Source organism: Caulobacter sp. GW821-FHT10A06 (assembly GCF_059415805.1).
In genome coordinates this window covers 213,404-225,795 of record NZ_JBWKNY010000001.1, presented here as the reverse complement: position 1 = coordinate 225,795, position 12,392 = coordinate 213,404, and the positions used below count along the sequence as shown (strand labels likewise).

13 protein-coding genes are annotated in these 12,392 nt (G+C 67.3%); 1 reads left to right on the top strand and 12 read right to left on the bottom strand.

Annotation, left to right across the window (positions count from 1 at the left end; all coding sequences use genetic code 11):
• Positions 1-22: 22 nt before the first annotated feature.
• The 10 genes from recO to pyrE form a co-directional block, all read right to left on the bottom strand.
• Complete coding sequence (gene recO, locus AC07NF_RS01000; protein ID WP_494632413.1) at positions 23-760, bottom strand: DNA repair protein RecO; 738 nt, start codon at positions 758-760, stop codon at positions 23-25.
• Positions 757-1,608, bottom strand: coding sequence for an arylamine N-acetyltransferase family protein (locus AC07NF_RS00995; RefSeq protein WP_494632415.1), 852 nt, complete (start codon positions 1,606-1,608; stop codon positions 757-759). Before AC07NF_RS00995 ends, recO begins: the two co-directional genes overlap by 4 nt.
• Positions 1,601-2,551, bottom strand: a complete 951-nt coding sequence (gene era / locus AC07NF_RS00990) for a GTPase Era (protein WP_492811537.1) — start codon at positions 2,549-2,551, stop codon at positions 1,601-1,603. The genes AC07NF_RS00995 and era overlap by 8 nt, the downstream gene beginning before the upstream one ends.
• A gap of 48 nt (positions 2,552-2,599) precedes the next feature.
• Entirely contained in the window at positions 2,600-3,496 is an 897-nt protein-coding gene (locus tag AC07NF_RS00985; protein ID WP_494632417.1) for a LysR family transcriptional regulator, read from the bottom strand.
• 1,166 nt (positions 3,497-4,662) lie between these two features.
• Positions 4,663-5,001 carry a hypothetical protein gene (locus AC07NF_RS00980; protein ID WP_492811542.1) on the bottom strand — a complete coding sequence of 113 codons (339 nt, stop codon included), beginning with the start codon at positions 4,999-5,001 and terminating at the stop codon, positions 4,663-4,665.
• A 63-nt stretch (positions 5,002-5,064) separates the two neighbouring features.
• On the bottom strand, positions 5,065-5,760 hold the full coding sequence (rnc, locus tag AC07NF_RS00975; protein ID WP_492811544.1) for a ribonuclease III: 696 nt from the start codon (positions 5,758-5,760) through the stop codon (positions 5,065-5,067).
• 9 nt (positions 5,761-5,769) lie between these two features.
• Positions 5,770-6,615, bottom strand: a complete 846-nt coding sequence (gene lepB, locus AC07NF_RS00970; protein WP_494632421.1) for a signal peptidase I — start codon at positions 6,613-6,615, stop codon at positions 5,770-5,772.
• Positions 6,616-6,735: 120 nt separating this feature from the next.
• Entirely contained in the window at positions 6,736-7,137 is a 402-nt protein-coding gene (gene acpS / locus AC07NF_RS00965) for a holo-ACP synthase (RefSeq protein ID WP_492811546.1), read from the bottom strand.
• Positions 7,134-7,889, bottom strand: a complete 756-nt coding sequence (locus AC07NF_RS00960) for a pyridoxine 5'-phosphate synthase (protein WP_494632427.1) — start codon at positions 7,887-7,889, stop codon at positions 7,134-7,136. The genes acpS and AC07NF_RS00960 overlap by 4 nt, the downstream gene beginning before the upstream one ends.
• Before the next feature lie 3 nt (positions 7,890-7,892).
• Positions 7,893-8,477 carry an orotate phosphoribosyltransferase gene (gene pyrE / locus AC07NF_RS00955; protein WP_492811549.1) on the bottom strand — a complete coding sequence of 195 codons (585 nt, stop codon included), beginning with the start codon at positions 8,475-8,477 and terminating at the stop codon, positions 7,893-7,895.
• Positions 8,478-8,558: 81 nt separating this feature from the next.
• On the opposite strand from pyrE, the gene AC07NF_RS00950 reads away from it, so the two are divergent.
• A complete protein-coding gene (locus AC07NF_RS00950) occupies positions 8,559-8,969 on the top strand; it encodes an NUDIX domain-containing protein (protein WP_494632433.1) in 411 nt (136 codons plus the stop codon).
• Here the strand turns inward: AC07NF_RS00950 and AC07NF_RS00945 are convergent.
• Both AC07NF_RS00945 and AC07NF_RS00940 read right to left on the bottom strand, forming a co-directional pair.
• On the bottom strand, positions 8,966-10,075 hold the full coding sequence (locus AC07NF_RS00945) for an alpha/beta hydrolase (RefSeq protein ID WP_494632435.1): 1,110 nt from the start codon (positions 10,073-10,075) through the stop codon (positions 8,966-8,968). The genes AC07NF_RS00950 and AC07NF_RS00945 overlap by 4 nt on opposite strands.
• Before the next feature lie 72 nt (positions 10,076-10,147).
• Entirely contained in the window at positions 10,148-12,361 is a 2,214-nt protein-coding gene (locus AC07NF_RS00940; protein WP_492811552.1) for a RelA/SpoT family protein, read from the bottom strand.
• Positions 12,362-12,392: the final 31 nt, after the last annotated feature.

The window sequence follows — 12,392 nt, the reverse complement described above, 5'->3', positions numbered from 1 at the left end:
TAGCGCGGCAGTGTGACGGTTCTTAAAGCCGGCCCGCTTCCGTCAGGCGATCCAGCAGCCACAGGCGCGGCGCGGGCAGCGGTCGGTTCAGCGGGCCGAACACGAACTGCTCCAGGAAGTGGCCGGTGATATCGAGGCCGGCCTTGACGTCGCCCTCGCCCAGACCGCCTTGGGCCGACAGCAGGAACGGCGGTAGCGGCAGCAGCTTGTCGTGATACGGCTTGCCCGCCGCGCGGCTTACCGCCCGGCCGGTGCGCGGGCTGACATAGACGAGGTCGTCGAAGCTGCCGGTCGCGGCGCACTTGGAGAGGTCCAGGCCGAAACCCAGCTCCTGCAGCAGGCCCGCCTCGTAGCGGACGTACACGGCCGGCCAGATCTCGGGGATCTCCAGCACGCGGATCAGGGCTTCCAGCGCGTGGAAGGCGCCGGGATGGGCCTCGCGCTCCGGCAGGGCCAAGGCGGCGACCGAGGCGGCGGACGAGAGGCCCGCCAGCGCCAGGCTGTCGTCGAACAGGCTGGAAGGCCCCTCGCCCATCGGCTCCAGGGTGGCCGAGCCCAGTTGGTCGGAGACCCGGGCGCGATAGCGGGCGATGACCCGCGCGCCCGGTTGCAGGAACGGCTTCATCCGCCGCGAAGCCGCGCCGGCCACGTGGGCGACGAACTTGCCGTGGCTTTCCGTCAACAGCTCGACGATGGCCCCCGTCTCGCCATGCGAGCGGGCCGAGAGGACGTAGGCTTCGTCCTCCCATTCGGTGGTCAAGCGGGCGTACCCCAGGCCACGACCTTCTCCAGCACCGGCTTCCAGTCAGCCTCGACCGGCAGGCCGATCACGTCGCGCAGGGTCGCTTCCAGCTCGTCGACGGTCAGGTCGCGCTGCTCGACCACCGCGCCGGTCAGGTCGCGATGGGTGAAGCGGTTGTTCTTCAGAGCGTAGCGGGCGTTGGCCGTGGTGCGGCCCACCGTCATGCTCCAGGTGAAGTGCGAGCTCGGGTGGGTGTAGGTGAAGAAGTTGGCCTGCTCGTAGTCGACCGCCGCCCAGCCGCCCTTCGACACCTGGTACAGCGGCGCCCAGCGGCCCGAGAGGTCGGCCTGGACCTGACGCTCGGCGACGCCGTCGGTCTCAGCATCGACGATCCGGAACTTGCCGTGCGGGCTGTCCTGGATCTCGTCCGAGAACAGCCGCAGCGGCGCGGTCAGCACGCAGCCGCCGAAGCCGGCGTCGGCCAGCCAGGTCTCGCCGTCGATCGAAACGCCCAGCACCTGGTGCGAGCGCGGACGCGGCGGCGCGCCTTCCGGCAGCATCCACTGCACGCGGGCCATCAGGCCCTCGACCTGGAAGCCCAGGGTCTCCAGCACGCGCTTCAAGAGGCCGTTCTGCTCGTAGCAGTAGCCGCCCCGCCCGCCGACGATCAGCTTGGCGTCGATATCGGCCGGCACGATGCTGATCCCGCGTCCCAAGAGGACGTCGAGGTTCTCGAACGGGATCAGGTCCGGGTGCTTCAGCGTGATGGCGCGCAGCGTCTCCATGGTCGGCTCGCGGGGGCCGTCATAACCGATGCGCCCGAAGTAGGCGTCGAGATCAACGGCCGAGGCCGGAGCATCAAACATCGAAATCCAGTCCGATATCGCTGAACAGACCGCGCTCCTCGGCCCAGTTCTCCTTGACCTTCACGTGAAGGAACAGGTGAACCTTGCGGTCGAGGATGTCGCACAGCTCCTCACGTGAGGCCTGGCCGATCCATTTCAAGGTCTGGCCGCCCTTGCCGATGACAATGACCCGCTGGCCCTCGCGCTCGACGAAGATGGTCTGCTCGATGCGAACGCTGCCGTCCTTGCGTTCCTCGAAAGCGGTCGTCTCCACGCTGGCCGCATAGGGCAGCTCTTCGTGGACGCGGAGGTAGACCTTCTCGCGGGTGATCTCGGCGGCCAGCAGGCGGGCCGGCAGGTCGGCGGTCTGGTCTTCCGGATACAGCCACGGGCCTTCCGGCATCAGGGTCACCAGCTTGGCGGTCAGGTCCTCGACGCCCGCGCCGGTGGTGGCGCTGATCATGAAGACGTCCGAATAGACGCCCTGGTCGAAGAAGTCCTTGGCCACGGCCAGCAGGGTGTCGCGCTTGATGCCGTCGATCTTGTTGAGCGCCAGGATGACCTTGCGATCGGCGGCCTTCAGGCCCTCGATGATGGTCTGGACGTCCTGGGCCGAGCGGAACTCGCCCGGCGTGGCCTTGTCGGCGCGGCTGGACAGTTCGGCCTGCACGTCGACCAGGTGGACGGTGGCCTCGGCGTCTTCCGAGCCGGCCCAGGCCGAGCGGACCATGGCGCGGTCCAGACGACGGCGCGGGCTGAAGATCCCGGGGGTGTCGACCAGGACGATCTGGGTGTCGCCCTCGATGGCGACGCCGCGCACGGGGAAGCGGGTGGTCTGGACCTTCTGGGTCACGATCGAGACCTTGGCCCCGACCATGCGGTTGACCAGGGTGGACTTGCCGGCGTTCGGCGCGCCGATGATGGCCGCGAACCCGGCCTTAGTTTGGGAGGTGGTGTCAGTCATTGCGCGTGCGTGTAGCACCGATGACGTTCCGGCGGTAGCGAGGCCGCGTCAGGCCCCGCTTTCGGCGCTCGGGATCAGGGCCAGGAAGTTGCGGGCGCTGGCCGGGATGTCGCCGGCGCGGGCGGCTAGGGCCAGGCTGACGCGGGGCGGCTCGCCGTCGATCGGTCGGTAGACCACGCCCTTCACCGCCAGCTGGGCGATCGAGGCCGGGACCAGCGCCACGCCCAGGCCGGCGGCGACCAGATTGACCATCACCGCGATCTGCGGGGCCTCCTGGGCGATCGTCGGCTCGAAGCCTTCCCGCCGGCAAGCCTCGGCGATCAGGTTCAGGAAGGTCTGGCCGATGCCCCGCGAGAAGATCACGAACGGTTCGGCGCGCAAGGCCGACAGCGGCACGCTGGCCCGGCCGGTCAGGGCGTGGCCCACCGGCAGGGCCACGATCAGCGGCTCTTCGCCCAGCGGGATCAGGCGCAGGTCGGCGCCGTCCTCGACATTGGCCGGGCGCACGAAGGCCGCATCCAGCTCGCCGCTGCGCAGCCGCTCGACCAGGCGGGCGGTATTGCCCTCCTCCACCACCAGGCTGGCGTCGGGGTGCTTCCAGTGGAAGACCGTGAAGGCCTCGGTGACGATCGGATGGAAGTTGGCCGACGAGGTGAAGCCCACCCGCAGGGCGCCGTCCTCACCGCCGCCCGCGCGCCGGGCCGCGCGCACGGCGCGTTCGGCCTGGGCCAGGATTTTGCGCGCCTCGGGCAGGAAGGCCTCGCCGGCCTCGGTCAGGGTCGCCCCGTGCGGCCGGCGGCGAAACAGGGCGAAACCGATCTCGGTCTCCAGGTCGCGGATCTGCTGGCTCAGCGGCGGCTGGCCGATGCCGATCCGCGCCGCGGCCCGCGTGAAGTTCTGCTCCTCGGCGACGGCCAGGAAATAACGGATATGGCGAAGTTCCATGCGGGCGCTCAGATCCGGGTCGCGCGGCGGGGCTTGAAGTCGGGCATCGGTATCCGTCTGGAAATTGAAGCGCGCACCTTCTAGGCGCAGCTTATGACGTCGGTGGGTGCTTGCGAGAGTCCCGGAGAGCTCCGGCGACCGTCTTTCCCACGATCGCCGCCAGCGCTAGCAAAGCCGCGGGGACGATTGCCAGAAGCCAGACCAGAATGATGGCCGACAACTGCAGGATGGTCGTGACAACCACCAGCGTCTTGTTTTCCGGCTTCAGATCACTCGAACGCACAATACTTGGCACGGGGCATGTCTCTTCGCAGGACGATCAAAAAGCTCCTGGCTCACGCCGTCGTCGCCCCCCGTAGGCCACCGGACCGCGAACAAGAAAGTCGTCAATGGATGGGAGACACCTTGCGGTGTCGGAATAAATCCTATGTAGAGTTCAGGTCTCTTCGCAAACTCAATTCCGAGAAACCCATTTTGGTTTCTGTGGAAATCTGGGATTTCCAGGTAAAGAATGTATTAAATTGTAAAATACCAAGTAGTTATACGTTATAAGTATAGAGCGATTGCTTTTACATACACTCCCGGACGCATTCCGGTCCGGAGCAACTCGAAGGCGGAGTCGACGGGGATTGGCGCGGCCCAACGCTCGGCGTTCGCGAGATCGAAGCCAAAGAATTCAATGTGTTGTCGATTTTACGCGGCCTTGAATGATCCGCGCCCAGAACCGCCCTCATACTCATCCTCACCTGACGGCGCGAAAGGGACGTCCGGCCGGCGACTTGGGCGGCCGTCAGGGGTGATCGAGCGGGAAGCGTTCCCGGGGCTTTTCGAAGTCTCGCCTTCGCGACGGATCCAGCAGCAGGCTCCCTGAAACATCGGGACGAAGCTCTGGCGGCGAGGGTTCGGAAAACGCGGCAGGCACGGGCTGAAATCGCCCATGCGGTCCGGATGGGATGGCCAATCCCTCCGCCCGTCGGGGGCCAAAGGTCGGGAGCGGGTTAAGACCCCGCGTCTCGCAGGCTCACCGGATAACGGATCACGCGGAGCGTTCGGACTTCGTCGAAACGGTATTCAACTCATCCCCCTTCCGGGCGACGCCCGGCGCTCCGCGGTCCCTTTCACGAACTTCAGCGGTCGCCGCGTGAAGCGGCGACCGCGCGGCCCTGTCAGGGCTGGTAGCCGTTAGCGGCCATGCACCGCTCGGTCGCGGCCTCGGTGGCGGCATTGCGGGCGTGGCGCTGCTTGCCCTTGTGGCGGTCGTACGGCGGCTTGAGGCGCAGGCCGGTGTCGCCGCTGGGCGTGGCCTGCGCCGCCGGCGAGGCGGACGAGATCTTGAAGTTGTCGGTCTTGCCGGCCCGGACCTGCTCGCGACAGGACGCGAAGGTGGTGGCCCACATCCGTTCATCGCTGCTGGGACCGCCGGCGCTCATCCGGCCGCCCATGGAACAGCCGCCCAGCGTGGCGATCAGCATCAGACCCGTGGTCGTTCGTATCAAAAGGCTCATGAACAGCTCCTGGAAAACCCCGAAGAGCAGCGCATGGATAAGGCCTTGGTTCCGCTTGGAAACCTAGCCCGCCCCTTCCCGCTCCAGCAGCGCCTTGGCGGCGGCCTTTTCGGCTTCCTGGCGGGACTTGCCCTTGGCGATGGCCGGGTCGACGCCGGCGACCGTCGCTTCCACGGTGAAGACCGGGGCGTGGTCGGGCCCGGTGCGGTCCAGGACGCGATAGGTCGGCAGCGGCCGGCCCTTGCCTTGCGCCCACTCCTGCAGAGCAGTCTTGGGATCGCGCGGACGCCCCTCGCCGGCCCGGTCGAACTCCTCGCTCCACAGGTCAAGGAAGACCTTGCGGGCGGCGTCCAGGCCGCCGTCTTGATAGAGGGCGGCCATCAGGGCCTCGGTGGCGCCGGCCAGGATCGAGTCGGTCTCGCGACCGCCGATCTTGCTGGACGAGGCCGACAGGCGCAGGGACGCGCCCAGCTCGGCCTTGCGGGCCACACGGGCGCAGGTCTCGCGGCTGACGATGGCGTTCAGGCGCGGGGCCAGCTCGCCTTCCTTGGCCTTGGGGAACCGCTGGGCCAGGGCCTCGGCGGCCAGCAGGCCCAGGACGCGGTCGCCGATGAACTCCAGCACCTCGTTGTCGCGGACCTTCTTGGCCCCGTCCCCGACGCTGGCGTGCGTCAGGGCGCGTTCGAGCAGTTCGCGATCTTGGAATTGATGGCCGATCCGGCGCTCCAGGTCGCCGACGGCGGCGACCCGTCTATCCATTTTGCGAGATCACTTCAGCACGTGGAAGAAGCGGCTGGGACGGGCGTTCAGGAACCACGTCCACGGCTTGAACAGGCTGGCCTCGGCGCTCCACGACAGCAGGATGATCTGGGCGCGGCCGACCAGGTTCTCTTCCGGAACAAAGCCGACGCCGACCTCGTCGCCGATATACTGGTCCAGCTCATAGTCCCACTTGCAGGCGGCTTCCTTGTACGGCGAGACGCCCGGGTCGAAGCGGCTGTCGGCCGAGTTGTCGCGGTTGTCGCCCATGAAGAAGTAGCAGCCGGCCGGGACCGTATAGATGCCCGTGTTGTCGCCACGGCTGTCGGGGCCAAAGTCCTGGGTGTTGTAGACGCGACCTTCCGGATTGGTCTCGGCGAAGCGCTGGACCTGCTGGGTGAAGCCGTAGCCGGTGTCGACCAGGGCCGGAGCCTGCTCCTTGCGCGGCAGGGCCTTGCCGTTGATGTAGACCTGACCGCCGCGAATCTGGACCTTGTCGCCCGGCATGCCGATCAGGCGCTTGATGTAGTCGGTGCGGTTATCGCGCGGCAGCTTGAAGACGATGATGTCGCCGCGCTTGGGCGCATGGCCCAGGATCCGGCCCTTGATGATCGGCGGGCTGAACGGGATCGAGTGCTTGCTCCAGCCGTAGCTGAACTTGGACACGATGATGTAGTCGCCCTGATAGAGGTTGGGCTCCATCGAGGCCGACGGGATCGTGAACGGCTGGAACAGCAGGACCCGCAGCACCAGGGCGATACCCAGGGCGTAAGCGACGGTCTTGATGATCTCGATGAGCTCAGCGACGACGCCCTTCTCTTCGGGCGGCGTGAGGTCGTCGGCGGCGTCGGTCATGCGGGCGCTGAGCTCTTCGAAGATGATTTCCGGGCGAACCCGTTTGGCTTTGCTAGACGGGCTGAGCCCGCCGGGCAAGTGCGGCGCGTTAGCTTGGCTTTGAGGCGGTGTTGGGGCGACCTACGCCTTAGGCAGCGCTTCGATGATCACGAAGGCCTGGGCGTAGGGGTGATCGTCGGTCAGGGACAGGTGGATCACCGCCTCCATGCCCGGCGGGGTCATCGACTTCAGCTGCTCCAGCGCGCCGCCGGTCAGGGCCATGGTCGGCTTGCCCGACGGCAGGTTGACGACGCCCATGCCGGCCAGGTGGACGCCGCGCTTCAGGCCCGTGCCCAGGGCCTTGGAGCAGGCTTCTTTGGCCGCGAACCGCTTGGCGTAGCTGGAGGCGCGGTCGGGCTTGCGCTCGGACCGCTTGCGCTCGATCTCGGTGAAGACCTTGTTGGTGAACCGGTCGCCGAAGCGCTCGAGGGACTTCTCGATCCGGCGGATGTCGCACAGGTCCGAGCCGATCCCGATGATCACGCCGCGGCCTCCAGGCGCGCCGCGTCCATAAGGGCGCGCATCCGTTGAATCGCCTGCGGCAGACCCACGAAGATCGCCTCGCCGATCAGGAAGTGGCCGATGTTCAGCTCGGCGACTTCGGGGATGGCCGCGATCGGCTTCACCGTCGCGTAGTCGATGCCGTGGCCGGCGTGGACCTCCAGGCCAAGGCTGGCGGCCAGGGCCGCGCCCTTCTTGAGGCGCTCGAGGATGGCTTCGGCGCGCTCGAGGTGACCTTCGCGGGCCGCGTCGCAATAGGCGCCGGTGTGCAGCTCGACGACCTGGGCGCCGGCGGCGGCCGAGGCGCGGATCTGGTCGGGATCGGCCTCGATGAACAGCGAGACCCGCGCCCCAACGGTGCGCAGGCGGCTCGTGGCGTCGGCGATGCGGTTCTGCCCCTTGACCACGTCGAGGCCGCCTTCGGTGGTGACCTCTTCCCGGCGCTCAGGGACCAGGCAGGCGGCGTGCGGCTTGGCGCCCAGCGCGATGCCGATCATCTCGTCGGTCACCGCCATCTCGAAGTTCAGCGGCTTGCCGCGCTTGTGGCACAGGTCGGTCAGAACGGCGATGTCGGCGTCGCTGATGTGCCGACGGTCCTCGCGAAGGTGCGCCGTGATGCCGTCGGCCCCGGCGGCCAGGGCCAGCTCGGCGGCCCGGACCGGCTCGGGATAGGAAGAGCCCCGGGCGTTCCGGATCGTCGCCACGTGGTCGATGTTGACGCCCAGACGCAGCATGGCTCAGCCCTTCAGACGACGGGAGCCGGGATCCTCGATCGGGATCGCGGCCAGTTCAGGCGGCAGGGCGTCGGCGGGATAGGCCGGCACTTCCAGGCTGCACAGCGAGATCAGCGGCACGCCGACATCGACCTTGCCGCCCGAGCGGTCGACGATGCAGGCGGCCGCGACGACGTCGCCGCCGGCGTCCACGATCGCCTGGATGCATTCGCGCGACGACAGGCCGGTGGTGACGATGTCCTCGACCATCACGACCTTCTGGCCAGGCTCCAGGTGGAAGCCGCGACGGAACTTGAAGCCGCCGCCCTCGCGCTCGACATAGATCGAGGCGACGTTCAGGTGACGGGCGGTCTCGTAGCCCGGGATGATGCCGCCGACGGCCGGCGAGACGGCGACGTCGGGCTGGCCCACCGTGGCGATGATCTTTTCCGCCAGGGCCTTGCACAGGCGCTCGCACCGCTCGGGGCGCATGAACACCAGGTTCTTTTGCAGGAACACCGGGCTGTGCAGGCCGGAAGACAGCACGAAGTGGCCTTCACGGAGAGCGCCGGCGGCGCGGAATTCGTCGAGGACGTCGTCGTTGGTCATGAGCGACGGATATAGAAGCAGGAGGCTGAGTCTTCAAACACCGCCTTGCCTTACGGGACGCTTTCGGGCTCAACCGCGCCCATGAGCGAAGAGATTCAACGCCCTCGCGTCGGCTGCGGCGCGGCCATCCTCGACGATCAGGGCCGGCTGCTGCTGGTCAAGCGGGTCAAGAACCCCGAGGCCGACCACTGGGGCGTGCCCGGCGGCAAGCTGGACTGGGGCGAAGCCGCCCACGTCTGCGCCGAACGCGAGATCAACGAGGAACTGGGCATCACCATCAAGGCCGGCCGCGTCTTGGCGGTCACCGACATGGTCGCGCCGGACTATCACTGGGTGGCCATCACCTACGCGGTCGAAAGCTTCGAGGGCGAGCCGGTCATCCAGGAAGCCCACGCCATCCACGAATGGGGCTGGTTCGCGCTGGACGCCCTGCCCTCGCCGATGACCGCCGGCAGCCTGGACGCCGTGGCGGCCCTCAAGGCGGCGCGCTAGGCCGTCGCCACCTCGATCCGCCAGACCCGGCGCTCCAGCACCCATTTGCGGCGCGGGAAGTCGTCAATATCCGCGCCGGCCAAGGTCCGATCGATGTCGCTGACCACCGCAGGATTGTCGGTGTAGTAGCTGTGCTGGACTTGCCGGTCAGAGATATCGGCCACCCGGCGGCAATCGACCAGCGCCACCTTCTTGGGCAGCAGATCAATCAAGCGCGGTCCATCCGTACCGAGCCGGTCGGGGTTGGTCTTGGTCTTGTCGGAGACCCACAGGGCCTTGTCCTTCGGATTGAAGTAGACCGTGACCCGCTTGGCCAGACCCGGAAGCGGCTTGAGCTTGTCGTCGTGCTCGAAAGTGTCGTCATCCTCGTCGGGCGAGGCCAGCAGGATCTGACCGAAGATCCGCTTGATCCCTTCTCGCTCCTTGGACAGCAGGGCCTGGACGCCGTGGCGCAGCACATAGGCGCCCATGCTGTGAGTCATCAGGTGGATGTCACGGTCGCAGAGGATCGACGGTGTTCCTTCCGGACGTTGGGCGTCCTTCTTCTGCAGCCAGGTCAGGAAATCGCGCAGCTTGAAATAGGCCCGCGCCAGCGACGCTCCCGACGCAAGGGCGTCATCGCGGTCGCTGTAGTACGACATCCAGGGCACCTTCTGGCCATCCGACGGCCAGGTGAACACGACCACATTCAGGAGGCGAGGCTCGGCCTCGGGCCGGCCATGGTCGTCCAGCGGCGTGACCGTCAGCTGTCGGGCCAGACGCGCGCCGGCCTCCATGGCGTCGTTGAAACTGACATTGAAGCCGTGGATGAAGACCAGGGTGTCGCGACCCTCGCACATCGCCTTGCGGACCCCTTCCAGGAGCCGTCCGCCGCCACGCTCCAGATCCGGCTCAGCGGGAGGCGGCTTATTCGGGTCGACCACGACGTCCTCGTAGACCTCGACCGTGGCGCCGCCCAGCAGCTTGTCGACGCCCTTGCCAAAGTCGACATGGCCGAACCGCAAGGCGGCTACGCCGTCCAGATTGATGCCGCCCCCGAACACCAGGTGGCTGTTCTCGGGCTGATAGTTGCGATTGGTCGCAAAGTAGACGCGCACTTCTTCCATGGCCGCCCCCTGACTTGCAGGAGAAGGACGATGCGCCTTTAACGAGAATTCATCAACCGCGCAGCTTGGGGCTTAACCCCGCGTCCGGTCCACGGTCTCGACCGACGGACAGGCCCGCAGGGCGGCCTGGATGTTGGTCAGGTGCTTGGCGTCGCGGACCTCGACGTCGATGTCGGTGTCGAAGAAGTCGCTCTGCCGGTGGTGCATGCGCAGATTGACGATGTTGCCGCCGGCCTCGCCGATGATCGTGCAGACCAGGCCCAGCACGCCCGGGGCGTTCTGGATCGTGGCGTGCAGGCGGGTCAGCGAGATGGTCGAGCGCTCGGCCTCGGGCGTCCAGTTCAGGTCGCGCCACAGCTCTTCGTGGTCCTCGAACTCGGCCAGGCGCGGGCAGTCGATGGTGTGGACGTCCAGGCCCTCGCCGTCTTCGCGCAGGATGCCGACGATGCGGTCGCCCGGCACCGGACTGCAGCAATGGGCGAAGTGCAGCGAGACGCCCGGCGTCAGGCCGCCGCCACGCACGTACAGCGTCGCGTCCTGGCCGCCCTCGATCTTGCGGCGCGCCGTGGCGGCCTCGCGATCGGAGTCCTTCATGCCCGGATAGGCCGTCTCAAGCACCTGGCTGGGCGAGACCCGGCCACGACCGACGGCGTCGAACAGCGCCTCGTCGCTCTCCAGGGCGAAGCGCTCCAGGATCGGCCGCAGCGACACGTCCTTCAGCTTCTTGCTGGCGCGCTCGAAGACCTGTTCCAGGGAAGCCCGGCCCAGGCGCAGGAACTCTTCCTTCTCGGTCTGGCGGATGTGGCGGCGGATGGCCGAGCGGGCCCGGCCCGTGACCGTCAGCGAGCGCCAGTCCGGCGGCACCACGGGCTTGGAGCCGCGCACCACCTCGACCACGTCGCCATTGACCAGCGGGGTGCGCAGCGGCTTCAGCTCGCCATTGATCTTCACGCCGATGCAGGTGTCGCCGACGCTGGTGTGGACGGCATAGGCGAAGTCCAGCGGCATCGCGCCCCGGGGCAGGCTGACCAGCTTGCCCTTGGGGGTGAAGACGAACACCTGGTCCAGGAACATCTCGAGCTTGGCGTGCTCGACCAGTTCTTCGCTGTCGCCACCGTGCTCCAGCACCTGGACCAACTGGCGCAGGTTGGCCAGCGGATCGCGGCCGCCAGCGGCTTCCATGCCTTCCAGGTCCAGGCCGTAAGAGGCGTCCTTGTAGCGGAAGTGGGCGGCGACGCCCTCTTCGTTGACGCGGTCCATGCTCTCGGTGCGGATCTGCATCTCGATGCGCATGCCGCGCGGGCCGACCACGGTGGTGTGCAGCGAGCGGTAGTTGTTCCGCTTGGGCGTCGAGATGTAGTCCTTGAAGCGGTCGGGCACGCTGGACCAGGCCCGGTGCACGACGCCCAGGGCGCGGTAGCAGTCTTCCTCGCTGTCGACGATCACGCGGAACGCATAGATGTCGGCCATCTGCGAGAAGCCGATCGATTTGCGCTGCAGCTTGCGCCAGATCGAATAAGGCGACTTCTCGCGACCAAAGACGCGGGCCGGCAGGCCAGCCGATTCCAGGCGCGCGCCGATCTCCTGGCTGACCAGGGTCACCGCCCCGCCCTGCTCTTCGCGCAGCGTGTCGAGACGGCGGATGATGGCGTCACGGGCGACCGGATTGGTGTGCTGGAAGGACAGCTCCTCCAGCTCCACGCAGATCTTGTGGCAGCCGATGTTGCGGGCCAGCGGCGCGTAGATGTCGCGGGTCTCGCGGGCGATCCGTTCGCGCTTCGCCTGGTTCTTGATGAAGTGCAGCGTCCGCATGTTGTGCAGACGGTCGGCCAGCTTCACCAGCAGAACGCGGACGTCCTTGGAGATGGCTAGGATGAATTTGCGCAGGTTCTCGGCCTGGCGCATGTGCTCGGCCTGCAGCTCGAGCTTGGAAAGCTTGGTGACGCCCTCGACCAGCTCGCCGATCTCGTCGCCGAACAGCTTGGCGATCTCGTCCTTGGTGACCGGGGTGTCCTCGATCACGTCGTGCAGCAGGGCCGTGACGATGGTCGCGGTGTCGAGACGGTACTCGGTGAGAATGCCCGCCACCTCGATCGGGTGGGCGTAGTACGGGTCGCCGCTGGCCCGGGTCTGCGAGCCGTGCATCCGCATGGCGTAGACATAGGCGCGGTTCAGCAGCGCCTCGTCGGCCGTCGGGTCGTAGGCATGGACCCGCTCGATCAGTTCGTATTGGCGAAGGAATTTCGGCCGAGGCTTCGGCGCTTCAGTCGGCGTGGCAGGAGCCACAGACGACGACGCGCCCGATTCTGGATCGGGC